The 22,765-nt window shown below is 37.4% G+C and carries 39 protein-coding genes; all 39 read right to left on the bottom strand.

From position 1 onward, the window contains the following. Nucleotides 1–24: 24 nt before the first annotated feature. The gene (locus A9178_RS16035; protein ID WP_068677113.1) at nucleotides 25–1,338 is read right to left on the bottom strand and encodes a GHKL domain-containing protein; all 1,314 of its coding nucleotides are present in this window, start codon (nucleotides 1,336–1,338) and stop codon (nucleotides 25–27) included. Beyond that, complete coding sequence (locus A9178_RS16040) at nucleotides 1,338–2,072, bottom strand: LytR/AlgR family response regulator transcription factor (protein WP_068677114.1); 735 nt, start codon at nucleotides 2,070–2,072, stop codon at nucleotides 1,338–1,340. The genes A9178_RS16035 and A9178_RS16040 overlap by 1 nt, the downstream gene beginning before the upstream one ends. Before the next feature lie 314 nt (nucleotides 2,073–2,386). Continuing rightward, the gene (gene rpsI, locus A9178_RS16045) at nucleotides 2,387–2,779 is read right to left on the bottom strand and encodes a 30S ribosomal protein S9 (RefSeq protein ID WP_047185871.1); all 393 of its coding nucleotides are present in this window, start codon (nucleotides 2,777–2,779) and stop codon (nucleotides 2,387–2,389) included. Nucleotides 2,780–2,797: 18 nt separating this feature from the next. Next, the gene (gene rplM, locus A9178_RS16050) at nucleotides 2,798–3,235 is read right to left on the bottom strand and encodes a 50S ribosomal protein L13 (RefSeq protein WP_068677115.1); all 438 of its coding nucleotides are present in this window, start codon (nucleotides 3,233–3,235) and stop codon (nucleotides 2,798–2,800) included. A 177-nt stretch (nucleotides 3,236–3,412) separates the two neighbouring features. Beyond that, nucleotides 3,413–4,165, bottom strand: coding sequence for a tRNA pseudouridine(38-40) synthase TruA (truA, locus tag A9178_RS16055; protein ID WP_231889872.1), 753 nt, complete (start codon nucleotides 4,163–4,165; stop codon nucleotides 3,413–3,415). A gap of 2 nt (nucleotides 4,166–4,167) precedes the next feature. Continuing rightward, nucleotides 4,168–4,971 carry an energy-coupling factor transporter transmembrane component T family protein gene (locus A9178_RS16060; protein ID WP_068677119.1) on the bottom strand — a complete coding sequence of 268 codons (804 nt, stop codon included), beginning with the start codon at nucleotides 4,969–4,971 and terminating at the stop codon, nucleotides 4,168–4,170. Next, a complete protein-coding gene (locus A9178_RS16065) occupies nucleotides 4,968–5,837 on the bottom strand; it encodes an energy-coupling factor ABC transporter ATP-binding protein (protein ID WP_068677120.1) in 870 nt (289 codons plus the stop codon). Before A9178_RS16065 ends, A9178_RS16060 begins: the two co-directional genes overlap by 4 nt. Next, complete coding sequence (locus A9178_RS16070; protein WP_068677121.1) at nucleotides 5,813–6,652, bottom strand: energy-coupling factor ABC transporter ATP-binding protein; 840 nt, start codon at nucleotides 6,650–6,652, stop codon at nucleotides 5,813–5,815. Before A9178_RS16070 ends, A9178_RS16065 begins: the two co-directional genes overlap by 25 nt. Before the next feature lie 212 nt (nucleotides 6,653–6,864). Then, a complete protein-coding gene (gene rplQ / locus A9178_RS16075; protein ID WP_068677128.1) occupies nucleotides 6,865–7,218 on the bottom strand; it encodes a 50S ribosomal protein L17 in 354 nt (117 codons plus the stop codon). Between the two features lie 45 nt (nucleotides 7,219–7,263). Next, nucleotides 7,264–8,208 (bottom strand): DNA-directed RNA polymerase subunit alpha, encoded by a 945-nt coding sequence (locus A9178_RS16080; RefSeq protein WP_068677133.1) that lies wholly within the window; start codon nucleotides 8,206–8,208, stop codon nucleotides 7,264–7,266. A gap of 203 nt (nucleotides 8,209–8,411) precedes the next feature. After that, nucleotides 8,412–8,801, bottom strand: coding sequence for a 30S ribosomal protein S11 (gene rpsK / locus A9178_RS16085; RefSeq protein ID WP_047185879.1), 390 nt, complete (start codon nucleotides 8,799–8,801; stop codon nucleotides 8,412–8,414). A gap of 19 nt (nucleotides 8,802–8,820) precedes the next feature. Continuing rightward, nucleotides 8,821–9,186 carry a 30S ribosomal protein S13 gene (rpsM, locus tag A9178_RS16090; protein WP_068677135.1) on the bottom strand — a complete coding sequence of 122 codons (366 nt, stop codon included), beginning with the start codon at nucleotides 9,184–9,186 and terminating at the stop codon, nucleotides 8,821–8,823. A 20-nt stretch (nucleotides 9,187–9,206) separates the two neighbouring features. Next, nucleotides 9,207–9,320: a 50S ribosomal protein L36 gene (gene rpmJ, locus A9178_RS16095; RefSeq protein WP_029267374.1), complete on the bottom strand. Its 114-nt coding sequence runs from the start codon at nucleotides 9,318–9,320 to the stop codon at nucleotides 9,207–9,209. Between the two features lie 28 nt (nucleotides 9,321–9,348). Continuing rightward, nucleotides 9,349–9,567: a translation initiation factor IF-1 gene (infA, locus tag A9178_RS16100; protein WP_010095735.1), complete on the bottom strand. Its 219-nt coding sequence runs from the start codon at nucleotides 9,565–9,567 to the stop codon at nucleotides 9,349–9,351. Then, on the bottom strand, nucleotides 9,554–9,877 hold the full coding sequence (locus A9178_RS16105; protein WP_068677136.1) for a KOW domain-containing RNA-binding protein: 324 nt from the start codon (nucleotides 9,875–9,877) through the stop codon (nucleotides 9,554–9,556). Before A9178_RS16105 ends, infA begins: the two co-directional genes overlap by 14 nt. Before the next feature lie 169 nt (nucleotides 9,878–10,046). Then, nucleotides 10,047–10,691, bottom strand: a complete 645-nt coding sequence (locus A9178_RS16110; protein ID WP_068677137.1) for an adenylate kinase — start codon at nucleotides 10,689–10,691, stop codon at nucleotides 10,047–10,049. 34 nt (nucleotides 10,692–10,725) lie between these two features. Next, complete coding sequence (gene secY / locus A9178_RS16115; RefSeq protein ID WP_068677138.1) at nucleotides 10,726–12,018, bottom strand: preprotein translocase subunit SecY; 1,293 nt, start codon at nucleotides 12,016–12,018, stop codon at nucleotides 10,726–10,728. Beyond that, nucleotides 12,018–12,458 (bottom strand): 50S ribosomal protein L15, encoded by a 441-nt coding sequence (gene rplO, locus A9178_RS16120; RefSeq protein ID WP_068677139.1) that lies wholly within the window; start codon nucleotides 12,456–12,458, stop codon nucleotides 12,018–12,020. The genes secY and rplO overlap by 1 nt, the downstream gene beginning before the upstream one ends. 30 nt (nucleotides 12,459–12,488) lie before the next feature. After that, nucleotides 12,489–12,671: a 50S ribosomal protein L30 gene (gene rpmD, locus A9178_RS16125; protein ID WP_068677141.1), complete on the bottom strand. Its 183-nt coding sequence runs from the start codon at nucleotides 12,669–12,671 to the stop codon at nucleotides 12,489–12,491. 16 nt (nucleotides 12,672–12,687) lie between these two features. Further along, complete coding sequence (gene rpsE / locus A9178_RS16130; RefSeq protein WP_068677225.1) at nucleotides 12,688–13,191, bottom strand: 30S ribosomal protein S5; 504 nt, start codon at nucleotides 13,189–13,191, stop codon at nucleotides 12,688–12,690. A gap of 23 nt (nucleotides 13,192–13,214) precedes the next feature. Further along, nucleotides 13,215–13,577, bottom strand: a complete 363-nt coding sequence (gene rplR, locus A9178_RS16135) for a 50S ribosomal protein L18 (RefSeq protein ID WP_068677142.1) — start codon at nucleotides 13,575–13,577, stop codon at nucleotides 13,215–13,217. Between the two features lie 31 nt (nucleotides 13,578–13,608). Beyond that, entirely contained in the window at nucleotides 13,609–14,145 is a 537-nt protein-coding gene (rplF, locus tag A9178_RS16140) for a 50S ribosomal protein L6 (RefSeq protein WP_068677143.1), read from the bottom strand. Nucleotides 14,146–14,176: 31 nt separating this feature from the next. After that, nucleotides 14,177–14,575, bottom strand: coding sequence for a 30S ribosomal protein S8 (gene rpsH / locus A9178_RS16145; RefSeq protein ID WP_068677145.1), 399 nt, complete (start codon nucleotides 14,573–14,575; stop codon nucleotides 14,177–14,179). 30 nt (nucleotides 14,576–14,605) lie between these two features. Then, complete coding sequence (locus A9178_RS16150) at nucleotides 14,606–14,791, bottom strand: type Z 30S ribosomal protein S14 (RefSeq protein ID WP_047185890.1); 186 nt, start codon at nucleotides 14,789–14,791, stop codon at nucleotides 14,606–14,608. A 30-nt stretch (nucleotides 14,792–14,821) separates the two neighbouring features. Further along, on the bottom strand, nucleotides 14,822–15,361 hold the full coding sequence (gene rplE, locus A9178_RS16155; protein WP_068677147.1) for a 50S ribosomal protein L5: 540 nt from the start codon (nucleotides 15,359–15,361) through the stop codon (nucleotides 14,822–14,824). Between the two features lie 27 nt (nucleotides 15,362–15,388). Then, nucleotides 15,389–15,700, bottom strand: coding sequence for a 50S ribosomal protein L24 (gene rplX / locus A9178_RS16160; RefSeq protein ID WP_068677148.1), 312 nt, complete (start codon nucleotides 15,698–15,700; stop codon nucleotides 15,389–15,391). 35 nt (nucleotides 15,701–15,735) lie between these two features. Further along, nucleotides 15,736–16,104 carry a 50S ribosomal protein L14 gene (gene rplN, locus A9178_RS16165; protein WP_047185893.1) on the bottom strand — a complete coding sequence of 123 codons (369 nt, stop codon included), beginning with the start codon at nucleotides 16,102–16,104 and terminating at the stop codon, nucleotides 15,736–15,738. Nucleotides 16,105–16,146: 42 nt separating this feature from the next. After that, nucleotides 16,147–16,410, bottom strand: a complete 264-nt coding sequence (gene rpsQ / locus A9178_RS16170; RefSeq protein WP_068677150.1) for a 30S ribosomal protein S17 — start codon at nucleotides 16,408–16,410, stop codon at nucleotides 16,147–16,149. Nucleotides 16,411–16,435: 25 nt separating this feature from the next. Beyond that, nucleotides 16,436–16,636: a 50S ribosomal protein L29 gene (gene rpmC, locus A9178_RS16175; RefSeq protein ID WP_047185895.1), complete on the bottom strand. Its 201-nt coding sequence runs from the start codon at nucleotides 16,634–16,636 to the stop codon at nucleotides 16,436–16,438. After that, nucleotides 16,626–17,060, bottom strand: coding sequence for a 50S ribosomal protein L16 (gene rplP, locus A9178_RS16180; RefSeq protein WP_068677152.1), 435 nt, complete (start codon nucleotides 17,058–17,060; stop codon nucleotides 16,626–16,628). Before rplP ends, rpmC begins: the two co-directional genes overlap by 11 nt. Before the next feature lie 20 nt (nucleotides 17,061–17,080). Continuing rightward, nucleotides 17,081–17,722 carry a 30S ribosomal protein S3 gene (gene rpsC, locus A9178_RS16185; RefSeq protein WP_068677154.1) on the bottom strand — a complete coding sequence of 214 codons (642 nt, stop codon included), beginning with the start codon at nucleotides 17,720–17,722 and terminating at the stop codon, nucleotides 17,081–17,083. A gap of 3 nt (nucleotides 17,723–17,725) precedes the next feature. Continuing rightward, the gene (gene rplV / locus A9178_RS16190; protein ID WP_068677156.1) at nucleotides 17,726–18,067 is read right to left on the bottom strand and encodes a 50S ribosomal protein L22; all 342 of its coding nucleotides are present in this window, start codon (nucleotides 18,065–18,067) and stop codon (nucleotides 17,726–17,728) included. A gap of 19 nt (nucleotides 18,068–18,086) precedes the next feature. Further along, nucleotides 18,087–18,365 (bottom strand): 30S ribosomal protein S19, encoded by a 279-nt coding sequence (gene rpsS, locus A9178_RS16195; RefSeq protein ID WP_068677158.1) that lies wholly within the window; start codon nucleotides 18,363–18,365, stop codon nucleotides 18,087–18,089. A gap of 57 nt (nucleotides 18,366–18,422) precedes the next feature. Continuing rightward, entirely contained in the window at nucleotides 18,423–19,253 is an 831-nt protein-coding gene (gene rplB / locus A9178_RS16200; protein WP_068677159.1) for a 50S ribosomal protein L2, read from the bottom strand. 30 nt (nucleotides 19,254–19,283) lie between these two features. Beyond that, nucleotides 19,284–19,571, bottom strand: coding sequence for a 50S ribosomal protein L23 (gene rplW / locus A9178_RS16205; RefSeq protein WP_068677160.1), 288 nt, complete (start codon nucleotides 19,569–19,571; stop codon nucleotides 19,284–19,286). Next, nucleotides 19,571–20,194: a 50S ribosomal protein L4 gene (rplD, locus tag A9178_RS16210; RefSeq protein ID WP_068677161.1), complete on the bottom strand. Its 624-nt coding sequence runs from the start codon at nucleotides 20,192–20,194 to the stop codon at nucleotides 19,571–19,573. The genes rplW and rplD overlap by 1 nt, the downstream gene beginning before the upstream one ends. A gap of 26 nt (nucleotides 20,195–20,220) precedes the next feature. Beyond that, nucleotides 20,221–20,850 (bottom strand): 50S ribosomal protein L3, encoded by a 630-nt coding sequence (gene rplC, locus A9178_RS16215; protein WP_068677163.1) that lies wholly within the window; start codon nucleotides 20,848–20,850, stop codon nucleotides 20,221–20,223. Nucleotides 20,851–20,879: 29 nt separating this feature from the next. Beyond that, nucleotides 20,880–21,188, bottom strand: a complete 309-nt coding sequence (rpsJ, locus tag A9178_RS16220) for a 30S ribosomal protein S10 (RefSeq protein WP_068677165.1) — start codon at nucleotides 21,186–21,188, stop codon at nucleotides 20,880–20,882. Between the two features lie 343 nt (nucleotides 21,189–21,531). Next, the gene (tuf, locus tag A9178_RS16225; protein WP_068677166.1) at nucleotides 21,532–22,722 is read right to left on the bottom strand and encodes an elongation factor Tu; all 1,191 of its coding nucleotides are present in this window, start codon (nucleotides 22,720–22,722) and stop codon (nucleotides 21,532–21,534) included. Between the last annotated feature and the right edge of the window lie 43 nt (nucleotides 22,723–22,765).

Raw genomic sequence — 22,765 nt, forward strand, 5'->3', positions numbered from 1 at the left:
TTAGTTTATACTTGCTTGGTATCACTATTTTTTTAGGATTAAAGTTTGTGTAAAATACGGAGCTTTAAAAGCCGTTTCCAATGTTGCATTAGCTGTTTTTTCAATCATACGCTTTAAGGAAAAAAGCCCATATCCTCGATTTCCTTCTTTACTAGAATAACGTTTCTCGTATAATTGTTGCATATCAATATCTGCATGACTACAACTATTGTGAACAATAAAATATTGGTGTTCCTCCATTTCAAAGAAGGCAACTTGCAACACTTTATCCTTAGTACAAACCGCTTCTTCAATTGCATTATCTAATAAAATTGATATGGCACGAATAAAAGCAACAACAGGCATCGCAACTGCTTCAATTGTCTGTGGTATATCTACCATAACTTGTATATTTTGTTGCTGAGCCGCAATCACTTTCACGCCCAACACGCTTTTCACTTCGGGAACATTAACGCGTGACAACTTTACAATATCCAATTCACGATTGTTAATCAGTTTTGAGGTCGGGGCAATCACATTATGATAAACTTGTTCGATTTGCGTTATACTTTGATTACGTACTCCTTCATCTAATGTTAATAATACGTTCATATAATCATGGCGAAAACTAGCCAATTCATCATGCATCAGTTCTAATTTATCCACATAGTCCAATAGCTCTTTATCTAAATGTTGCTGTTGTTCTTCCAACATTCTTTCTTTTGCCAAATGAGAGCCAATCAACACAATTAGCAGTAGGACAAAAAATAAAATAAATCCCGTAATATAAATTACTTGTCCATAGCGTTGATGTAATATAGACAATAGGTTGGTGGAAGGCATCGTCAAAATCAGCCCTACGATAAGCCCAATTGCAAGAAGCACATAACTTACATAATAAAGGTTGCTATCTACAATAAACATAGCTATTTTTTGAATCCTTTTTCTTAATAATCCAATACTGATGACAATAATGATTGAAACGATAAGATGAATGATGCTAGCAGTCCATAAATACAAATTAAATGGTGTCCACATAAACAACTTCATACCAAGTTCCATCAACACCAATTTCGCCAATGTAATGGTTACCATACTGACTAAGGCAAAGTAAAGATTTTGCATAAATGTTAATTCGTCTTTCATCAGACCTAAACTTAATAAGAATAGTAGTAACATAATAATATTAAATTCAGGATAGCCCGTCACTGTCACAACAATGCCAAGCAAAATGGTAAATACAATACTTAAAGCAATCACCATAGTATACGACAAGCGATTATAACGAATTAATTGAAAGTATAGTAAAACATGACTAATGCCAATAAGTATAATTGCGGCGAGATCATAAACATACATTATAGTTCACCCTTTAACTGTTGACGTACTTTGCTTACTAAACGACGGGACACAGGAATGCGTTTGCCGCTATTTAAAACAATCATTTTTTGCTTGGCATCATAGGAAGAAATTTGTAATGTGTTTACGATATAAGATTGGTGGCAGCGTAGTAAACGTTTATCTATTGATTCAATTTCTTTTAAGGTTCCATAAAAATTAACCAGACGATTTGTCGTTACTAATATTAAGCGATGTGGCTCATCTGTCATAATATACTCTACTGTTGCAAACGGAATACGTACAGTTGCACTAGAATTTTTGACAATAAAGTTATCAGTCGGAACATCACCCATATTACGCTCTTGATAATGGAACAAACATTGTTCAAACATTCGATAACGTTCTTCATAAGGTAGGCCTTTATCGATAAATGTTAAAGCCGACACCATATATTGGTACGAGATTGGCGCAAATTCAGAATGCGTTGTTACAAACACTATAATGCCCTGCGTATCATATTTACGAATCTCTTGTGCGACTTGCAAACCTTTACGTTCTTCATTTTTAATTTCGATATCTAAAAAATATATCGGTATATAACTTGTCAGAGGGATTTTTTCAATAATTTTCGTGCTATTAGCGGTCACTTCAATAAAATCATACGGTAACCTATGCTTCTCACAAATATCTTTCACCATTCGCTTCATATGCTGAGCTTGAATCAGATCATCTTCCAATATAAAGATACTCATACTATAACCCCACTTCAACCAATCTATAAATAGCATAGCACGATTAACTCACCACGTTTAGTGCTACTTCCCAAATTTATTCCTTTAATAGCGGCAAGTAGAATATTGCTTTTTCAGGCGTACTATTCTAGCTATATAATAAAGATAATTAAGATTATAGAACAAAAGTGTAAGCCATCGATTGGAAAGTCTTCTTTATCGTACGGAGGAAAGGAGCTTTGTTGGAGTTTTTTACTTCTCCAAAACAAAAACAGACTATTTCATCATAGATGAAATAGTCTGTAGACGTTGATATGTTAATATTTTTATAAAGATTAACGTTTTGAGAACTGAGGAGCTCTACGTGCGCCTTTAAGACCGTATTTCTTACGTTCTTTCATTCTTGCATCACGAGTTAAGAATCCTTCACGTTTTAAAGTAGAACGATATTCAGGATCTGCTTCTAATAATGCACGAGAGATACCGTGACGGATAGCACCAGCTTGACCAGTGAATCCACCACCATGAACGTTTACTAATACGTCATATGTTCCTTCTGTTTCTGTAGCAGCTAAAGGCTGGTTAAGAATTAGAAGTTGTGTTTCATATGGGAAATAGTCTCTAGCATCACGACCATTGATTTTAATGTTACCTGTTCCTGGTACTAAACGTACACGAGCAGTTGACTTTTTACGACGACCTGTTCCGTAATATTGTACTTGTGCCAAATCATTTACCTCCTTTTATTACCCACGAAGCTCGTAAACTTCTGGTTTTTGTGCTTGATGGTTGTGCTCAGAACCTCTGAAGACATGAAGTTTCTTAGCCATTTTACGACCTAATGGACCTTTTGGAAGCATACCTTTAACAGTACGCTCAATCATTTCTTCTGTATATTTAGAACGCATTTCTTCTGCATTACGCGCTCTTAATCCACCTGGATGTCCTGAGTGGTTATAGTACATTTTGTCATTAATTTTGTTTCCACTTAATTCTACTTTTTCTGCATTAATGATGATAACATGATCACCAGTGTCAACATGTGGAGTGTAAGTTGGTTTATTCTTTCCACGAAGGATAGCTGCAACTTCACTTGCTAGACGACCAAGACGTTGGCCTTCAGCATCCACAACTAGCCATTTGCGTTCAATATTGTTTTCATTCGCCATGAAAGTTGTGCGCATGATAGTTTCCCTCCAAATTTCATTTAATCGTTCAATTTATTGTTATTCTTATTATAAACATAATTAGTTTCCGGGGCTAATCATGGTTTCTTAAGAAATAAAATGCCATAAATCATATTATAATACATGTGGGTCTGTTGTCAAGTTTCTTCGGTGTTTTTTCTCCAAAAACCGCTTCTACTTATACGTAACTTTCCACATATAAAGTCCCCCGGCATCCATCGTTTTCCCTACGACCGTCCGATCCCTTTTTTCAAGAAGAATAGGTATATCTTCAGGTTTCATTTTACCTTGACCAACATCTAATAAAACACCTACAAGTATTCTTACCATATTATACAAAAATCCACTTCCACGAAAGATAAATTCAATTTGATTCCCTTTTCTTTCACATGAAGCTTCATAAATGGTTCTTACTTTATCACCCTTAACCGTTGCCTTCGAAGATGAAAACGTCGTAAAATCATGAGTACCTTCTAAAAATCGACATGCTTCTTGTATCTTTCCCGTATCTATTGAATAAGGAAAATGGAGCATATAATTTCTTTTAAATAAATCAGGTGCTTCTTGATTTAACACGAGATAATGATACTCCTTTTCCTTTACGTCAAATCTTGCATGAAAGTTAGAATCGACCTTTTCCACTCTTAAGACATAAATATCATCCGGTAATTGGGCATTTAACGCCTTTTTCCAACCTGTTTCATGGATCTCAAGCGAAGAATCAAAATGTATCACTTGTCCCAATGCATGTACTCCGGCATCTGTTCTACCTGAACCGACGATGCGCATATCCTGACCTTTATGCATTTTACTAAGCACCTTTTCAATTTCTCCTTGAATCGTCCGTTTATTTGGTTGTATTTGGTAACCATTAAATAGTATGCCATCATATTGAATGGTACATTTCAATCTTCCCATACGTGTCAATCCTATCCATAAGTCCTAGTTAAAAATAATAGTATGATGACCACAATAAAAATGAGATATACGAATATATCCATCTTTTCAATCTTTAATTCTCTTAGTTTTGATCTACCTTCTCCGCCTTGATATCCTCGTGCTTCCATCGCCATTGCAAGCTCTTCTGCACGCTTAAATGCACTCACAAATAAAGGAACCAGTAATGGAATAACTGCTTTTACACGGTCTTTTATTGGCCCTGTTCTAAAGTCAACCCCTCTTGAAGCTTGTGCCCTTGAAATTTTATCTGTTTCTTGCATAAGCGTCGGTATGAATCTTAAAGATATGGACATCATCAAAGCTAATTCATGTACAGGAAATTTCACCTTTTTTAAGGGGTTTAACATATCTTCAATTGCATCTGTTATTTCAATAGGTGTCGTCGTTAGCGTTAAGAGGGACGTCACCAAAATTAATAAGAAAAAGCGAATTGATATAGCAATACCTTGGAAAATTCCACCTGAGTAAAATTTAAAAATCCAGAAATCAAAAACAAGGGTACCTTCTTTTGTTACAAATAAATGTAGTAAAAAGGTAAAAATAATAAGAAACCAAACAGGGGTTAAACCTTTCAGCACAAAACGAATAGGAACCTTTGAAGTAAACATACTTGCTAAGGCAAAGACAACTAAAATAGAATAACTTGGTAGATTATTCGCAAAGAAAACAATAAAAACAAAGAAGAATATAATGGTAATCTTTGTTCTTGGATCTAGACGATGTACAATGGAATCCCCTGGAACATATTGTCCAATGATTAACGAATTATTCATTCCAACTCATCCCCAATCAAAACTTGTTTTATCTGCTTTGCTAATTGATTAATAGACTGATTAGAAAATGGGGTGGTGGTTTTAAACTTTTTATTAAAACTCGTTATAAATTGGACAACTTCTGGTACATCTAGTTGAACTTGCTTCAAAGCATCCTTTTGTACAAAAACTTCCTCTGGGGTACCTTCTAAGTATTTCTTACCCTTATTTAAAATAATGACATGATTGGCATACTTTAAAGCGTCTTCCATACTATGTGTGACAAGTACAGTCGTTAAATTCTGTTCATGGTGAAGTCGATAAAACATATCCATGATTTCCTTTTGACCCCGAGGATCGAGGCCAGCTGTCGGTTCATCTAAAACTAAAGTATCTGGCTTTATGGCAAGAACTCCAGCTATTGCTACCCGACGCATTTGTCCACCACTCAAATCAAATGGGGACCGATCAAGAAGAGATTCTGAAAGGCCTACTGCTGACATCGCTTTTAGAATCCTATCTTTAATTTCACTTTCTGGTACACCAAAATTTTCTGGACCAAAGGCTATATCCTTTTCTATCGTTTCTTCAAATAATTGATGTTCGGGATATTGAAATACTACACCAACTTTGCTTCGTAGTTCTTTCATGTCACTAGGTTTACGATCATTTGTTAATAAATAATCTCCTACTTTAACCTTGCCATCAGTAGGTATGGATAGACCATTTAAATGACTAATAAGCGTTGACTTCCCTGAACCAGTATGACCGACAATTGCTACAAAGGAACCTGACTTTATATGGAAAGATAAATCTTCTAATGCCTTATGCTCAAATGGGGTATTTTTTTGATAAGTATAGTCTACGTTCTCAAATGTAATGTCCATAAATCCTCCAACAATTCTTCGTGGTTTAAAGGTTCCTTCGATATATTTACTCCAATATCCTTTAAAGCGTCTGCTAAAATAGTAACAAACGGTACATCAAGTCCAATTTTTCTTAGTTCTTCTTTATTCGTGAAAATTTCCCTCGGTACAGATTCTTCCCATATTTCACCTTTATTCATCACAATAACTCGGTCAGCTTGGACTACTTCTTGTAAATCATGTGTAATCGTGATAAGAGCTAAACCTTGTTTATTTTGTAGTTGTGATACAGTATGCATAATCTCTTTACGGCCATTAGGGTCTAACATAGCGGTCGCCTCATCTAAAATTAATACCCTTGGGGAAACCGCCAATACACCAGCAATTGCTATCCGTTGCTTTTGTCCACCAGAGAGTCGATGTGGTTCAGTCATCAGATAATCTGACATTCCTACTGCTTTCAGTGTTGATTGGATTCGTTCCATCATCACCTCTCTAGCTATACCGCGATTTTCCATACCAAAGGCTACATCGTCTTGAACAGTTGCTCCAACAAACTGGTTGTCCGGATTTTGAAATACCATTCCAACATCTTTACGTATATCCCAAATAGTATCCTCCATTACCTTCTTTCCACCTATTAGAATTTCTCCTTTTTGTGGAAATAGTAAACCATTAATTAATTTAGCAATGGTAGATTTTCCAGAACCATTATGACCTATGATAGCAACCCATTCATCCTCTTTAATTGTAAATGATACATTGTTTAGTACCCAGGGCTCCTCGTCTCCGTATCGAAATGATACCTCTCTAAACTCAATTAAATTCTCTGCCATAAATAGTCCCCCTGTTAATCGTGTTGGGAAATATAAACATTCATTGTACAAGTAAGATAATCACCTATCCTAATAGGGAATACCAATTACTTGGTACCATATAGTGTTTTTATATTAACATCTTCCTTGCCATACTTTCCTGGTGTACAAAAAAAGGGCTTGGATTCACCTCGTGAGAGAATTGAGTCCTGCCCTTGCCGCATGTTGTATCATTAAACTAATTCAACGATAGCCATTTTTGCTCCATCACCTTGGCGTTCACCAAGTTTAAGAACACGTGTATATCCACCTTGTCTTTCTTCATAACGCGCAGCAACATCATCAAATAACTTTTGAATAACATTGTTGTCTTCATCAGCTTCTTTATTATAAAGAAAAGCTGCTGCTTGACGGCGTGCATGAAGATCGCCACGTTTACCCAAAGTAATCATTTTATCAACGATAGTTCTTAATTCCTTCGCTTTAGCTTCTGTAGTTTCTACACGTTCATGAATAATTAAATCAGAAGCTAAGTTACGAAGAAGTGCCATACGGGCATCTGTAGTACGTCCTAATTTTCTAGCCATGGACTATAACCCTCCCTTTTTTGAAACTCTAGGTGACTGTAAGTATCAGTCGTCTTCACGTAAACCCAAACCAAGATCACTTAGCTTAAGCTTAACTTCTTCTAAAGATTTACGTCCTAAGTTACGTACTTTCATCATATCCTCTTCAGATTTGTTAGTAAGCTCTTGAACAGTATTAATTCCAGCACGTTTTAAGCAATTATAAGATCGAACGGAAAGATCTAATTCTTCAATTGTCATTTCCATTACTTTTTCTTTTTGGTCTTCTTCTTTTTCAACCATAATTTCAGCATTTTGAGCTTCATCCGTTAGGCCAACAAAAATATTAAAGTGTTCCGTAATTATCTTTGCCCCTAAAGATATGGCTTCTTCTGGACGAATACTTCCATCAGTTGAAATATCTAATGTTAACTTATCAAAGTTAGCATCTTGCCCGACACGTGTGTTCTCCACTTGGTAAGTTACACGTGATACGGGAGTGAAGATAGAGTCAATTGGAATCACACCAATTGCTTGATCATCACGTTTATTTTCTTCAGCTTGACGATAACCGCGTCCAGTTTCCGCTGTAACTTTCATATGCAAGTTACCTTTACTATTTAAGGTAGCAATATGAAGATCTGGATTTAAAACTTCTACATCACTATCATAAGTAAGATCACGTGCAGTTACTTGTCCTTCACCTTGAACATCAAGTTCTAATGTTTTAGGTTCATCCGAATAGATTTTTAAAGCTAAGTTTTTTAGATTCAAAACTATTTGTGTTACATCCTCTACTACTCCATCAATCGCTGAAAACTCATGCATTGCTCCGTCGATTTGAACGGATGTAACTGCAGCACCTGGAAGTGAGGATAGAAGGATACGACGCAAGGAGTTTCCTAGAGTGGCACCATATCCACGCTCAAGCGGTTCAACCACGAATTTGCCGAATGTAGCATCATCACTAATTTCAACCGTTTCAATTTTTGGTTTTTCAATTTCGATCATTAAATAAAACCCTCCTTTAAAACGTCGAAACCCCGGCTAGACAAGAGTCTAACCGAAATTCCCCAAAGGCAGTTGGCGTTTCTGCACTACCTTAATATTTTACGTACTGGTTTATCTTCGATGCTGTAATAGTGACCATAATCACCGAGATTTTAGCTATCATAACCCATTATTGACAGGGTGACAAATTCTATACGGTAAAATTAAACACGACGACGTTTTGGTGGGCGACAACCGTTATGAGGAACTGGTGTTACATCTACAATTGCTGTAACTTCTAAACCAGCTGCTTGAAGTGAACGAATTGCAGCTTCACGACCAGCTCCTGGACCTTTAACAGTTACTTCTAGGTTTTTCATTCCATTTTCAATTGCAGATTTAGCAGCAGTTTCAGCAGCCATTTGTGCAGCAAATGGAGTAGATTTACGAGAACCTTTGAATCCTAATGCACCTGCAGAACTCCAGCCAATTGCGTTCCCTTGTTTGTCCGTAATAGTAACAATAGTGTTGTTAAAAGTTGAACGAATGTGTGCTACACCTGATTCAACATTCTTTTTCACACGACGTTTACGAGTATTTGTTTTACGTGCCATTTATGTGAACCTCCTTTACCTATTTCTTCTTATTACTCATTGTTTTACGTGGGCCTTTACGAGTACGAGAGTTATTCTTTGTGTTTTGTCCACGAACTGGTAATCCTCGGCGATGACGTAATCCTCTGTAAGAGCCAATTTCCATTAAACGTTTAATGTTTAGTGAAATTTCACGACGTAGATCACCTTCGATAGTGTAAGCATCTACAGCTTTACGAATATTAGATAATTCGTCTTCTGTTAGATCACGCACACGAGTGTCTTCAGAAACGCCAGCTTCTTTAAGGATTTTCTGTGCAGTCTTTTTGCCGATTCCATAAATATATGTTAATGAAATTACTACACGTTTTTCACGTGGAATATCAATACCTGCAATACGTGCCATGTATGAATAGCACCTCCTTATTAACCTTGTTTTTGTTTATGCTTTGGATTTTCGCAAATGACCATTACTTTGCCTTTGCGTTTAATAATTTTACATTTTTCGCATATTGGTTTAACAGATGCTCTAACTTTCATAAATTATTCCTCCTTTTATATGGAGAGTCTATTTATAACGGTACGTAATTCGTCCTCTTGTTAAATCATATGGAGAAAGTTCAACCGTCACTTTATCTCCTGGTAATATACGAATGAAATGCATACGAATTTTACCAGAAACGTGAGCCAATACAGTGTGGCCATTTTCAAGCTCTACATTAAACATTGCATTAGGCAATGTCTCGGTCACGGTACCTTCGACTTCAATTACATCATCTTTCGCCATCGTGTAGATCTCCCTTCTCAAGTTCAGTCACAATCTCATTTATAAACTTTGATATGGCAAATCGTAATTTCCCATTTGTGACACGACCAGTTTCTAGAAGGCTGTTTTGGACTTCTGGGGAAACGTAATCCATCATCTCAATATGATACAGATTCTTTTTCTTTGGTCGATTTGTTTTGCGTTTCTCCCCATCTGCTAGCAAGACATAACGATCATCTACTAGTTCTATAATAATCATGTACTGGCTCGCTTCACGTCCTTGCAAAACTCGAACAACCTGACCTAACGTGCCTTTAGCACCTTCGTTCAACAAGATCACCTGCACTTAGGCTATAGTTTGTTTGCCACCAATAAAGGGAATTTATAAATAGTGTCACTTTACAAAAAGGTGTACATGAGTTTTCCCAAACTATCATATTTATTATAACGATTACCAAAGGGAAATGCATCCATTCGGTGAGAACCGTTAAATTTCAAATTTACTTTTCAAGGAATCCTTGAATATCTTGGAAGACTTTGTCAATTTCTTGATCTCCATCTACTTTAACAAGATATCCTTTTGATTCATAAAAATCGAGTAATGGTTGAGTTTGCTCTATATTAACTGATAAACGCTTTTTCACCGTTTCAGCTGTGTCATCGTCCCGTTGAACTAACTGTGAACCATCTTTGTCACAAATCCCTTCAACTTTCGGAGGATTAAATATAACATGATAAGCTGTTCCACAAGTTGGACAAATTCTACGACCAGTAAGACGCTCCACTAATTTTTCTTCCGGTACATCTACATGAATAACATGATCAAGTGATAATCCTAGTTCACTTAGAAGTTGCTCCAAAGCATCTGCTTGTGCAATGGTTCTTGGAAAACCGTCTAGTAAAAAGCCGTTTTTACAATCATCTTTACCTAGACGTTCTTTTACTATACCAATTGTAACTTCATCAGGAACAAGCTCACCTTGATCCATGAATTCTTTAGCCTTTTTTCCGAGTTCTGTTCCTTCTTTAATAGCTAGACGAAACATATCCCCTGTAGATATATGAGGGATGTTATATTTATTATTAATTTTGTCTGCCTGTGTACCTTTACCTGCACCAGGTAAACCCATTAATATTAAGTTCATCGTTTTCCCCTCGCTCTTTGTTGGCAGCAGGAAATTATTTAATAAATCCTTTGTAGTGACGTTTCACTAACTGACCTTCTAATTGTTTCATCGTTTGCAACGCAACACCTACAACGATTAGTAAACTTGTGCCGCCGATTTGTACTGCGGTAGGCAGATTAGCAAGACTACCTAAAATAATAGGTAAGACAGAAACAACAGCTAAGAAAATAGATCCAACCAAAGTTAGCCTATTAATAACCCTTGTTAAATATGTTTCTGTATTCTTCCCAGGCCTAATACCAGGAATATATCCACCTTGCTTCTGTAAGTTTTCTGCCATTTGCTCTGGATTCACTTGAACAAATGTATAGAAATACGTGAATGCTATAATTAATACAATATAGATTACCATACCAATAGGTTGTGTATAATCAAAAATCTGTGTGATTGTTGCTGCAACCTTTCCGTCAAAGAAACTAGCAACCGTACTTGGTGCAATAATAAATGCAATGGCAAATATTACAGGAATAACTCCTGCCGCATTTACTTTTAGTGGTAAATGGGTTGACTGACCACCAACTGGAGATCGATTCACTAATTTTTTGGCATATTGTACAGGTATTTTTCTTAATGCTTGGTTCACAAAAACAACACCGACTACTACGGCTAATGCAACCAAGGCAATTAAGGCAACAATGACAATATTGATAAACAATTGGTCGCCAGGATTAATAAAATACTGACTATACAACTGCTTCACACCGTTTGGAACTGCCGCAACAATACCAGCAAAAATGATGATAGAGATTCCATTACCGACACCATGTGCAGTAATCTGTTCCCCAACCCACATCAAGAATGCAGTACCAGCAGTTAAAACTATAGCAATTACTAGGAATTTAGCAAAGTTAGGATTATTGATTAACATTCCACCTGCTAATGCATTAAATCCTATGGACATTGCAATAGCTTGGATAAACGCTAATACAATGGTGAAATAACGGGTGAATTGAGCAAGCTTTTTCCTTCCCATTTCACCTTGTTTTTTCCACTCAGTAAACTTAGGAACAATATCCATCTGCAATAATTGCATAATGATGGATGCAGTAATGTAAGGCATAATCCCCATTGCAAAGATGGAGAAGTTTTGTAAAGCCCCACCACCGAATGTATTTAGAAAACCAAATACATTTTGCTGACTGTTCATAAAGTCAATAGCATCGTTGTTTGTAAATGGTACTGGTATAAATGTACCTAGACGGAAGACAATTAACATAAGTAAGGTGAAAATTATTTTCCGTCTAATATCAGCAACGCGCCATAAATTGGAGAATGTACGAAACATTAAATCACCTCAGTTTTACCGCCCGCTGCCTCAATTGCTTCCTTTGCAGAAGTAGAGAACTTATGAGCTTTTACTGTTAGTTTCTTTTCGATAGCACCTTTTCCAAGTACTTTAATACCTGCATTTAGTTTGCTTACGATACCTTCTTCTAGTAATAGCTCAGGAGTAATTTCTGTGCCTTCTTCAAAGTGATTTAAAGTTTCTAGATTAACAATTGCATATTCTTTACGATTAATATTAGTAAAACCACGCTTTGGCAAACGTTGGAATAAAGGCATTTGTCCACCTTCGAATCCTGGGCGAACACCACCGCCAGAACGAGCTTTTTGACCTTTATGTCCTCTACCAGAAGTTTTACCATTTCCAGAAGACATTCCACGACCAACACGGTTTCTGTCTTTACGTGATCCTTCTGCTGATTTTAATTCATGTAGTTTCATGCGAGCACCTCCTCTTTACACTAATGTTTATTAAACTTCTTTTACCGCAACAAGATGAGATACTCTATTGATCATACCGCGTACGGATGGAGTATCTTCTAGAACTACGGATTGACGAATCTTTTTAAGTCCTAACGCTTCAACAGTTTTAACCTGTTTTTCTTTTCTACCAATAACACTCCGTGTGAGGGTGATCTCTAATTTTTTAGACATAGTATTTCCCTCCTTATTATCCTAACAGTTCTTCTACGGACTTACCGCGTAATTTTGCAACATCAGCAGCACGTTTAAGTTGATTTAAACCATCCATAGTTCCACGAATCATATTGATTGGTGTACTAGATCCTAAGGATTTCGTTAAAATATCACCGACACCAGCTAACTCTAAGACCGCACGGACAGGTCCACCAGAAATAACTCCAGTACCTTCACGCGCTGGCTTCATCAAAACTTTACCAGAACCATATCTTCCAAAAACTTCATGTGGGATAGTAGTTCCAACTAAAGGAACAGTGATTAAGTTTTTCTTAGCGTCGTCAACAGCTTTTTTAATAGCTTCTGGTACTTCTTGAGCTTTACCTGTACCAAAACCTACATGACCGTTTTTATCTCCGACTACAACGATTGCTGCGAAACGCATACGGCGTCCACCTTTTACAACTTTTGAAACACGGTTTACCGCAACAACACGTTCTTCAAGATCAAGTTTATTCGGATCCATACTTGTATTCATCCTAGATTTCCCTCCTTCTTCCATTAAAATTCTAATCCTGCTTCACGAGCTGAATCAGCTAATGCTTTTACACGTCCATGATAAAGGTATCCTCCACGGTCGAAAACAACAGATTTAAAGCCTTTATCTTGAGCTCGTTTTGCAATTAGTTCTCCCACTACTTTTGCAGCTTCAGCATTTGCAGTGGATTCAAGATTTACTTCTTTATCTTTAGTAGAAGCACTTGCAACAGTTACTCCAGTTGTATCATCTATTAACTGAGCATAAATATGCTTATTTGAGCGATAAACGTTTAAACGAGGACGTTCCATAGTACCAGTTAAATTTCTACGTACACGGTTATGTCTTCTTTTACGCACAACATTCTTATCAGGTTTTGTGATCATCTACGTCACTCCTTTCTGCTCTTATCCCTTATTACTTAGCAGTTTTACCTTCTTTACGACGAACATATTCACCAGCATAGCGAATACCTTTACCTTTATATGGTTCAGGTGGTCTGATTGCTCTAATATTAGATGCAACAGCACCAACTAATTGTTTATCAATACCTTTTACAATAACCTCAGTGTTCTTCGGTACATCGATTTCGATTCCCTCGATTTTTTCGATTTCAACCGGGTGAGAATAACCTGCATTAATAACAACTTTATTTCCTTGTTTTTGAGCACGGTAACCAACACCGATGATTTCTAGAGATTTTTCAAAACCTTTACTTACTCCTTCAACCATGTTAGCGATGTTGCTTCGAGTAGTACCGTGCAATGAACGGTGTTCTTTATGATCACTTGGGCGTTCAACAGTAAGAACATTACCATCTATGTTAATCTTCATATCTTGATGTAGATCTAGTGTCAAAGTGCCTTTAGGGCCTTTAACAGTAATTGTATTCCCGTCTTGTTTTACTTCCACACCTTCAGGAATTTCAATTGGTTTAAGTCCTATACGAGACATTCATGGCACCTCCTCTTAATAAAAATATTAATTACCAAACATATGCTAATACTTCGCCGCCTACCGCTTGAGAACGTGCTTCTTTGTCAGATAGCACTCCATTAGAAGTGGAAACAATAGCAATTCCAAGGCCGTTTAGTACGCGAGGTACTTCGTTAGCTTTAGCATATACACGTAGTCCTGGTTTACTGATACGTTTAATACCAGTAATAACCTTTTCTTCATTTTGACCGTACTTAAGGAAAATACGTAGAACACCTTGTTTGTTATCTTCAATTACTTCATAGTCTTTAACGAAACCTTCACGTTTAAGAATATCAGCAATTTCTGCTTTCATTTTTGAAGACGGTAGTTCTAATTTTTCATGTTTAACCATGTTTGCATTACGAATACGAGTAAGCATATCTGCAATTGGATCTGTCATAGTCATTACTAAAATACCTCCTTCCCAAATAGGGGATTACCAACTTGCTTTTTTGACACCAGGAATTTGACCTTTATAGGCAAGTTCACGGAAACAAATACGGCAAAGTTTAAATTTACGAATTACAGAATGTGGACGACCGCAACGTTCACAACGTGTGTATTCACGTACTTGATATTTTTGTGGACGTTTTTGTTTCGCAACCATTGATTTTTTAGCCACAATTTTCCCTCCTTGTGTTAGCTCTTTAGCTTATTTTTGGAAAGGCATGCCTAGCCCAGCCAAAAGTTCACGAGCTTCTTCGTCAGTGTTAGATGTTGTAACAATAACGATATCCATACCACGAACTTTGTTTACTTTGTCATAGTTAATTTCTGGGAAAATTAGTTGTTCTTTAACACCTAATGTATAGTTACCACGACCATCAAAAGCTTTTTTAGATATTCCACGGAAGTCACGTACACGCGGAAGTGATACTGAAATAAGTTTTTGTAGGAATTCGTACATGCGTTCTCCACGAAGAGTAACTTTCGCACCGATTGGCATACCTTCACGTAGGCGGAAACCAGCGATGGATTTCTTAGCACGAGTAATAAGTGGTTTTTGACCAGAAATTAAAGATAATTCCTCAACCGCACTGTCTAATGCTTTAGAGTTTTGAACAGCGTCACCAACACCCATATTGATAACAATCTTTTCAACCTTAGGTACCTGCATTACAGAACCGTAATTAAATTTATTCATTAAAGATGGTACAATTTCATCTTTGTATTTTTGTTGTAATTGATTCATCATGTCGCCCTCCTTCCTGCAGCGCAATTATTTATCTAAAAGTTCACCGGATTTTTTAGCGATACGTACTTTTTTTCCATCACGTAATTCATATCCAATACGAGTTGGTTCACCTGTTTTCGGATCGATTGGTAATACATTAGAAACATGGATAGGTGCTTCAATGTTTAGAATTCCACCTTGTGGATTTTCTTGAGAAGGTTTTGCGTGTTTTTTAATCATATTTACGCCTTCCACTAGTACACGTTCTTTTTTAGGGAAAGCTTCTAAAACAACGCCTTCTTTACCACGATCTTTACCAGATAATACTTTGACTTTATCACCTTTTTTTACATGCATGCTTTACGCACCTCCTTGACACTAAGTTTACGATCTTATAGAACTTCTGGAGCTAGAGATACGATTTTCATGAATTTAGCATCACGTAATTCACGTGCAACAGGTCCAAAGATACGAGTTCCTCTAGGACTTTTATCGTCACGTACAATTACTGCAGCATTTTCATCAAAACGAATATATGATCCATCTTTTCTGCGGGCACCAGATTTGCTACGTACGATAACAGCTTTAACTACGTCACCTTTTTTGACAACGCCGCCTGGTGTTGCCTGTTTCACCGAACAAACAACAATATCACCGATATTAGCCGTTTTACGACCTGAGCCACCTAATACTTTAATGGTTAACAATTCACGAGCACCAGAGTTATCTGCAACTTTTAATCGAGTTTCTTGTTGAATCATAACACTGTGACCTCCCTTCGGATTTTTTGAAGATCCGACTTATTATATAATTACAGCTTCTTCCACAACTTCAACTAGACGGAAACGTTTAGTTGCTGATAGTGGACGAGTTTCCATGATTTGAACGATATCTCCAATTTTTGCTTGGTTATTCTCATCATGAGCTTTAAATTTCTTAGAATACTTAACACGTTTACCATATAGTTTATGGTTCTTATAAGTTTCAACTACAACTGTGATCGTTTTGTCCATTTTATCGGATACTACACGTCCAGTGTAAACTTTACGATTATTACGTTCAGACATTTGAGGCTAACCTCCTCTCAGTTAATCAGTTATTAACGTTTAATTCACGTTGACGAATGACTGTTTTCATTCTAGCAATTGCTTTTCTTACTTCACGAATACGTGCTGTGTTTTCCAATTGTCCAGTAGCAAGTTGGAAACGTAAATTAAATAATTCTTCTTTTAATGATTTTACTTTTTGTTCAATTTCGGCAGTGGTTAGATCTCTGATTTCATTAGCCTTCATTGTTTTCACCACCAATTTCTTCACGTTTTACAAATTTAGTTTTGATCGGTAGTTTATGAGAAGCAAGACGCAGTGCTTCACGTGCAACTTCTTCAGATACACCAGCGATTTCAAACATGATTTTTCCTGGCTTAACGATAGCCACCCATCCTTCAGGAGCACCTTTACCGGAACCCATACGTACTTCTAAAGGTTTTTTAGTATACGGTTTGTCTGGGAAGATTTTAATCCAAACTTTACCGCCACGTTTCATATAACGAGTCATCGCAATACGAGCAGCCTCGATTTGACGACTTGAAATTCTAGCAGGTTCAACTGCTTGTAAACCATACTCACCAAACGATACAGCAGTACCGCCTTTTGCTTGGCCAGTTAATTTAGCACGATGTTGCTTACGATGTTTTACACGTTTAGGCATTAACATAACGCAATTGCCCCCTTCCTTTATTTTTCTTTTTTAGTTGGAAGGACTTCACCACGGTAGATCCACACTTTGACACCTAACTTACCATAAGTTGTGTCAGCTTCAGCAGTGCCATAATCAATATCAGCACGTAAAGTGTGTAATGGTACTGTTCCTTCACTATAATGTTCCGCACGAGCGATATCTGCTCCAGCTAGACGACCAGATACTTGTGTTTTAATTCCTAACGCTCCGCCACGCATAGCACGTTGAATGGCTTGTTTTTGCACACGACGGAATGAAACACGGTTTTCCAATTGACGTGCAATATTATCAGCTACTAATTTAGCATTAATGTCAACTTTTTTAACTTCCACAATGTTAATGTGTACTCGTTTACCAGTTAGTGCATTTAAAGATTTACGTAGAGCTTCTACTTCTGATCCGCCTTTACCAATTACCATACCAGGTTTACCTGTGTGAATAGTAATGTTTACACGGTTTGCTGCACGTTCAATTTCGATAGAAGAAACTGCAGCAATCTTCAAGCGATTTTCAAGATATTCTCTAATCTTGATATCTTCATGTAGTAAGTCTGCATAGTCTTTACCAGCATACCATTTTGATTCCCAGTCTTTAATTATTCCTACGCGAAGACCAGTTGGATGTACTTTTTGACCCACTAACTATCCCTCCTTCTTTTCTGTTACAACCACTGTAATGTGGCTTGTGCGTTTGTTTATTCTGCTTGCACGTCCTTGTGCACGTGGACGGAAACGTTTCAATGTTGGACCTTCATTTACATATGCTTCTGATACTACTAAGTTATCAGTGTCCATTTCATAGTTATGTTCTGCGTTAGCGATAGCAGATTTTAATACTTTTTCCACTACTGGAGAAGCACCACGTTGTGTATGTTTTAAAATAGCAACTGCTTCACCAACGTTTTTTCCTCGAATTAGATCAATCACTAAACGGACTTTACGAGGAGCAATACGAACTGTTTTTGCAACGGCTTTAGCTTGCATGCATTAGCGCCTCCTCTCATTAACGTTTTGTTTTCTTATCATCGCCAGCGTGTCCTTTGTACGTACGTGTTGGCGCAAATTCACCTAATTTATGTCCGACCATATCTTCGGTAATGTATACAGGAACGTGTTTACGTCCATCATAAACTGCGATTGTATGACCGATAAATTGTGGGAAGATTGTTGAACGACGTGACCAAGTTTTCACAACTTGTTTTTTATCAGTTTCATTCAATGTATCAATCTTTTTCAATAAATGGTCATCTGCAAAAGGTCCCTTTTTCAAACTACGACCCATGGATAAACCTCCTTCCGCAAGTGAGAGACGGGCGTTATTTCCCGTCTGTGATTTCGTTTATTTTTTACGTTTACGAACAATATATTTATCAGACGGTTTGTTACGTTTACGCGTTTTGTAACCAAGTGTTGGTTTGCCCCAAGGTGACATCGGTGATTTACGTCCGATTGGTGCACGTCCTTCACCACCACCATGCGGGTGATCATTCGGGTTCATTACAGATCCACGAACAGTTGGGCGTATACCTAACCAGCGAGAACGTCCGGCTTTACCAACTCTAATTAATTCATGTTCGATATTTCCTACTTGACCAACTGTAGCGCGACAAGTGCTTAGGATTAGACGGGATTCACCAGAAGCTAAGCGTACTAGTGTGTATTTACCTTCACGTCCTAAAATTTGAGCTTCAGCACCAGCCGAACGAGCAAGTTGCCCACCGTTTCCTGGTTTTAATTCAACGTTATGAATTACAGTACCAACAGGGATATTTGTTAAAGGAAGTGCATTACCAACTTTGATGTCAGCATTTTCTCCTGATTCAATTTCTTGACCTACTTTAAGTCCCTTTGGTGCTAAAATATAACGTTTCTCTCCATCAACATAATGGATTAATGCAATATTAGCGGTACGGTTTGGATCATATTCAATTGTAGCAACGCGTCCTGGTATTCCATCTTTGTTGCGTTTAAAGTCAATAATACGATATTGACGTTTATGTCCACCGCCGTGATGACGAACCGTTAATTTCCCTTGATTATTACGACCGCCGCGTTTACTTAACGGAGCTAATAGGGATTTTTCTGGTTGGTCTGTTGTGATTTCCGCGAAATCAGATACAGACATGTTACGACGACCATTAGAAGTCGGTCTATGTTTTTTAATCGCCATCTTGTTTCCCTCCTTCTCTTGATTTACTTATTAAGCTTCAAAGAAATCTAGTTCTTTACTATCCTCAGATAATTGAACGATTGCTTTTTTACGATTTGGACGAAATCCGCCGTAACGTCCCATACGTTTGAATTTACCTTTAAGGTTTAATGTGTTGACTTTAACTACTTTAACACCGAAAACAGATTCTACGGCATCTTTAATTTCGGTTTTATTCGCTTTAGTAGAAACTTCAAAAGTATATTTCTTTTCTGCCATTAAATCCGCAGAGTGCTCAGTGATGACAGGGCGCTTAATAATATCACGTGGATCTTTCATTATGCAAGCACCTCCCCTGCTTTAACAGCTGCATCTTTAGTTAAGATTAGCTTGTCATGCATAAGCAAGTCTAAAACATTTAATTCCTCAACTGTTAAAACTTTAACAGATTGAAGGTTATTTGCTGAACGAGCAACAACTTCATCTTTATTATCAGTTACGATTAGAGCTTTTTCTGCTACGTTTAAAGCTTCTAACATTTTAACAACTTCTTTTGTTTTAGGAGCTTCCATAGAGATACCTTCTAAAACAACTAAACTATCTTCTTTAACTTTAGAAGATAATGCAGATCTAAGAGCTAAACGACGAACCTTTTTAGGTAGTTTATAGCTGTAGCTACGTGGTGTAGGCCCAAAAACAGTTCCACCGCCTACCCATTGTGGAGAACGAGTTGAACCTTGACGCGCACGTCCAGTTCCTTTTTGACGCCACGGTTTACGTCCACCGCCACGAACTTCTGAACGGTTTTTTACTTTGTGAGTTCCTTGACGTAAAGTTGCTCTTTGCATAAGAACCGCTTCGTGCAATACATGAGTATTCGGTTCAATTCCAAATACCGCATCATTTAATTCAACTTCTCCTGCATTACTTCCATCTTGTTTAAATAGTGCTACTTTAGGCATGACATATCCTCCCTTCGTGTGTATGATTAGTTACCTTTTATCGCACTTGTGATTTTAACGTATGATTTCTTCGCACCTGGAACATTACCTTTAACTAGTAGAAGATTTCTTTCAGCGTCTACACTAACGATCTCAAGGTTTTGGATTGTGATTTTTTCAGAACCCATATGTCCTGGTAGCTTTTTGCCTTTGAAAACACGCATTGCATCAATCGCACCCATAGAACCTGGTCCTCTGTGATAGTGTGAGCCGTGTCCCATTGGCCCACGTTGTTGACCATGGCGTTTGATGGAACCTTGGAATCCTTTACCTTTAGAAGTTCCTGTCACATCCACTTTTTCTCCAGATTCAAAAATATCAACCTTAATTTCTTGACCTATTTCATACTCGTCAAGATTTGCGTTACGGAATTCACGAACGTAGCGCTTAGGGGTTGTGTTTGCTTTTTCAGCATGACCTTTTTCTGCTTTATTTGTACGAGATTCCTTTTTATCTGCAAAACCAATTTGAAGGCCTTCATAACCATCATTTTCTAGTGTTCTCTTTTGCAAAACTACGTTTGGCTCAGCTTGGATAACAGTAACTGGTACTAACTCACCGTTTTCTGTAAATAGCTGAGTCATGCCGATTTTACGACCTAAGATTCCTTTCGTCATCCGTTACACCTCCTATAATAAAACTAATTTTATAATTTAATTTCAATATCCACACCAGATGGTAGGTCAAGTCTCATTAAAGAATCGACTGTTTTCGGTGTTGGATCAACAATATCGATTAGACGTTTATGTGTACGCATTTCGAATTGTTCACGTGAATCCTTATATTTATGAACCGCACGTAAGATTGTATAAACTGATTTCTCTGTAGGCAATGGAATCGGTCCAGATACATTTGCTCCAGAACGTTTTGCCGTGTCTACGATTTTTTCAGCAGATTGATCTAGTACACGGTGATCATATGCTTTTAAACGGATTCTGATTTTTTCTTTTGCCATTATTTTCCCTCCTTTACGCCCATATCATAATAGACATTCTCCGTGAAAATTCCTTGACAGCCTGCCATGGCAAAGGGGCCGGGCGTGCCAACAACCTCTCACATCATCGCTTTATATGACCAACATTAATAGTATATCAAAAGCGATTGGCCAATGCAACCATTATTTTAGGCTAATTTTCGGTCACACATTTATGTATTATACATACACGCATTAGTAATTGCAAGTGTTGTAAGGAATATTTTATTCATGGAAACATATTATTGTAATGGCAGGTTTTTCCATTCCATATATAAAAACAGCAGGTAACGCTAAAATTGCGTTACCTGCATGCGTGAAACAATTATTTTTCGATTGTTGTAACAACGCCTGATCCAACAGTACGTCCACCTTCACGGATAGAGAAGCGAGTACCTTCTTCAATCGCGATTGGAGAAATAAGTTCAACTGTCATTTCAGTGTTATCTCCAGGCATGATCATTTCAGTTCCTTCTGGAAGATTAATAACTCCAGTTACATCCGTTGTACGGAAGTAGAACTGAGGACGGTAGTTAGAGAAAAATGGAGTGTGACGTCCACCTTCATCTTTTGACAAAACATAAACTTCAGCTTTGAAGTTAGTGTGTGGAGTGATTGAACCTGGTTTAGCAAGTACTTGTCCACGGCTGATATCTTCACGAGAAACACCACGAAGAAGTGCACCAATGTTGTCTCCAGCTTCAGCATAATCAAGAAGCTTACGGAACATTTCAACACCAGTTACTGTAGATTTGCTAGACTCTTCAGCAAGACCGATGATTTCAACTTCGTCTCCAACTTTAACTTGTCCACGTTCAACACGTCCTGTAGCAACTGTACCACGACCAGTGATTGAGAATACATCCTCAACTGGCATCATGAATGGTTTGTCGTTGTCACGTTCTGGTGTTGGAACATATTCATCAACTGCAGCCATTAAGTCTACAATTGCTTGTTCGTATTTTTCTTCACCTTCAAGTGCTTTTAGTGCAGAACCACTAATAACTGGTATATCATCACCAGGGAAGTCATATTCAGAAAGTAAATCACGTACTTCCATTTCTACTAATTCTAGTAATTCTTCGTCATCTACCATATCAACTTTGTTTAAGAATACAACAATTGAAGGTACACCAACGTTACGAGAAAGTAAGATATGCTCACGAGTTTGCGGCATTGGGCCATCAGCAGCAGATACTACTAGGATAGCACCATCCATTTGTGCAGCACCAGTGATCATGTTTTTAACATAGTCCGCGTGACCTGGGCAGTCAACGTGCGCATAGTGACGAGTTTCAGTTTCATATTCAACGTGAGAAGTTGCGATTGTAATTCCACGTTCTCTTTCTTCTGGAGCACCGTCAATTTGGTCATATGCCATAGCGGAGCCTGATCCATTTTTCTTGTTCATTACAGTTGTGATCGCTGCAGTTAAAGTAGTTTTACCATGGTCAACGTGTCCGATTGTTCCAACGTTAACGTGACTTTTCGAGCGGTCGAATTTTTCTTTAGCCATTTATAGTTCCTCCTTTAAATAACAAAAAGTTTAATTTAATTTT

Source organism: Oceanobacillus sp. Castelsardo (genome assembly GCF_001659985.1).
Lineage (GTDB): Bacteria > Bacillota > Bacilli > Bacillales > Amphibacillaceae > Oceanobacillus.

Coding starts and splice junctions, on each gene's coding strand:
- A9178_RS16035 (WP_068677113.1), bottom strand. CDS start 1,338: ATGTATGTTTATGATCTCGCCGCAATTATACTTATTGGCATTAGTCAT.
- A9178_RS16040 (WP_068677114.1), bottom strand. CDS start 2,072: ATGAGTATCTTTATATTGGAAGATGATCTGATTCAAGCTCAGCATATG.
- rplM (WP_068677115.1), bottom strand. CDS start 3,235: ATGCGCACAACTTTCATGGCGAATGAAAACAATATTGAACGCAAATGG.
- A9178_RS16060 (WP_068677119.1), bottom strand. CDS start 4,971: ATGAATAATTCGTTAATCATTGGACAATATGTTCCAGGGGATTCCATT.
- A9178_RS16065 (WP_068677120.1), bottom strand. CDS start 5,837: ATGGACATTACATTTGAGAACGTAGACTATACTTATCAAAAAAATACC.
- A9178_RS16070 (WP_068677121.1), bottom strand. CDS start 6,652: ATGGCAGAGAATTTAATTGAGTTTAGAGAGGTATCATTTCGATACGGA.
- rplQ (WP_068677128.1), bottom strand. CDS start 7,218: ATGGCTAGAAAATTAGGACGTACTACAGATGCCCGTATGGCACTTCTT.
- A9178_RS16080 (WP_068677133.1), bottom strand. CDS start 8,208: ATGATCGAAATTGAAAAACCAAAAATTGAAACGGTTGAAATTAGTGAT.
- rpsK (WP_047185879.1), bottom strand. CDS start 8,801: ATGGCACGTAAAACAAATACTCGTAAACGTCGTGTGAAAAAGAATGTT.
- rpsM (WP_068677135.1), bottom strand. CDS start 9,186: ATGGCACGTATTGCAGGTATTGATATTCCACGTGAAAAACGTGTAGTA.
- rpmJ (WP_029267374.1), bottom strand. CDS start 9,320: ATGAAAGTTAGAGCATCTGTTAAACCAATATGCGAAAAATGTAAAATT.
- infA (WP_010095735.1), bottom strand. CDS start 9,567: ATGGCGAAAGATGATGTAATTGAAGTCGAAGGTACCGTGACCGAGACA.
- A9178_RS16110 (WP_068677137.1), bottom strand. CDS start 10,691: ATGAACTTAATATTAATGGGTTTACCTGGTGCAGGTAAAGGTACACAG.
- secY (WP_068677138.1), bottom strand. CDS start 12,018: ATGTTTCGTACATTCTCCAATTTATGGCGCGTTGCTGATATTAGACGG.
- rplO (WP_068677139.1), bottom strand. CDS start 12,458: ATGAAACTACATGAATTAAAATCAGCAGAAGGATCACGTAAAGACAGA.
- rpmD (WP_068677141.1), bottom strand. CDS start 12,671: ATGTCTAAAAAATTAGAGATCACCCTCACACGGAGTGTTATTGGTAGA.
- rpsE (WP_068677225.1), bottom strand. CDS start 13,191: ATGAATACAAGTATGGATCCGAATAAACTTGATCTTGAAGAACGTGTT.
- rplR (WP_068677142.1), bottom strand. CDS start 13,577: ATGATCACAAAACCTGATAAGAATGTTGTGCGTAAAAGAAGACATAAC.
- rplF (WP_068677143.1), bottom strand. CDS start 14,145: ATGTCTCGTATAGGACTTAAACCAATTGAAATTCCTGAAGGTGTGGAA.
- rpsH (WP_068677145.1), bottom strand. CDS start 14,575: ATGACTATGACAGATCCAATTGCAGATATGCTTACTCGTATTCGTAAT.
- rplE (WP_068677147.1), bottom strand. CDS start 15,361: ATGAATCAATTACAACAAAAATACAAAGATGAAATTGTACCATCTTTA.
- rplX (WP_068677148.1), bottom strand. CDS start 15,700: ATGCATGTAAAAAAAGGTGATAAAGTCAAAGTATTATCTGGTAAAGAT.
- rplN (WP_047185893.1), bottom strand. CDS start 16,104: ATGATTCAACAAGAAACTCGATTAAAAGTTGCAGATAACTCTGGTGCT.
- rpsQ (WP_068677150.1), bottom strand. CDS start 16,410: ATGTCTGAACGTAATAATCGTAAAGTTTACACTGGACGTGTAGTATCC.
- rpmC (WP_047185895.1), bottom strand. CDS start 16,636: ATGAAGGCTAATGAAATCAGAGATCTAACCACTGCCGAAATTGAACAA.
- rplP (WP_068677152.1), bottom strand. CDS start 17,060: ATGTTAATGCCTAAACGTGTAAAACATCGTAAGCAACATCGTGCTAAA.
- rplV (WP_068677156.1), bottom strand. CDS start 18,067: ATGCAAGCTAAAGCCGTTGCAAAAACAGTTCGTATTGCTCCTCGTAAA.
- rpsS (WP_068677158.1), bottom strand. CDS start 18,365: ATGGGTCGTAGTTTGAAAAAGGGACCTTTTGCAGATGACCATTTATTG.
- rplB (WP_068677159.1), bottom strand. CDS start 19,253: ATGGCGATTAAAAAACATAGACCGACTTCTAATGGTCGTCGTAACATG.
- rplW (WP_068677160.1), bottom strand. CDS start 19,571: ATGAAAGATCCACGTGATATTATTAAGCGCCCTGTCATCACTGAGCAC.
- rplD (WP_068677161.1), bottom strand. CDS start 20,194: ATGCCTAAAGTAGCACTATTTAAACAAGATGGAAGTAATGCAGGAGAA.
- rplC (WP_068677163.1), bottom strand. CDS start 20,850: ATGACGAAAGGAATCTTAGGTCGTAAAATCGGCATGACTCAGCTATTT.
- rpsJ (WP_068677165.1), bottom strand. CDS start 21,188: ATGGCAAAAGAAAAAATCAGAATCCGTTTAAAAGCATATGATCACCGT.
- tuf (WP_068677166.1), bottom strand. CDS start 22,722: ATGGCTAAAGAAAAATTCGACCGCTCGAAAAGTCACGTTAACGTTGGA.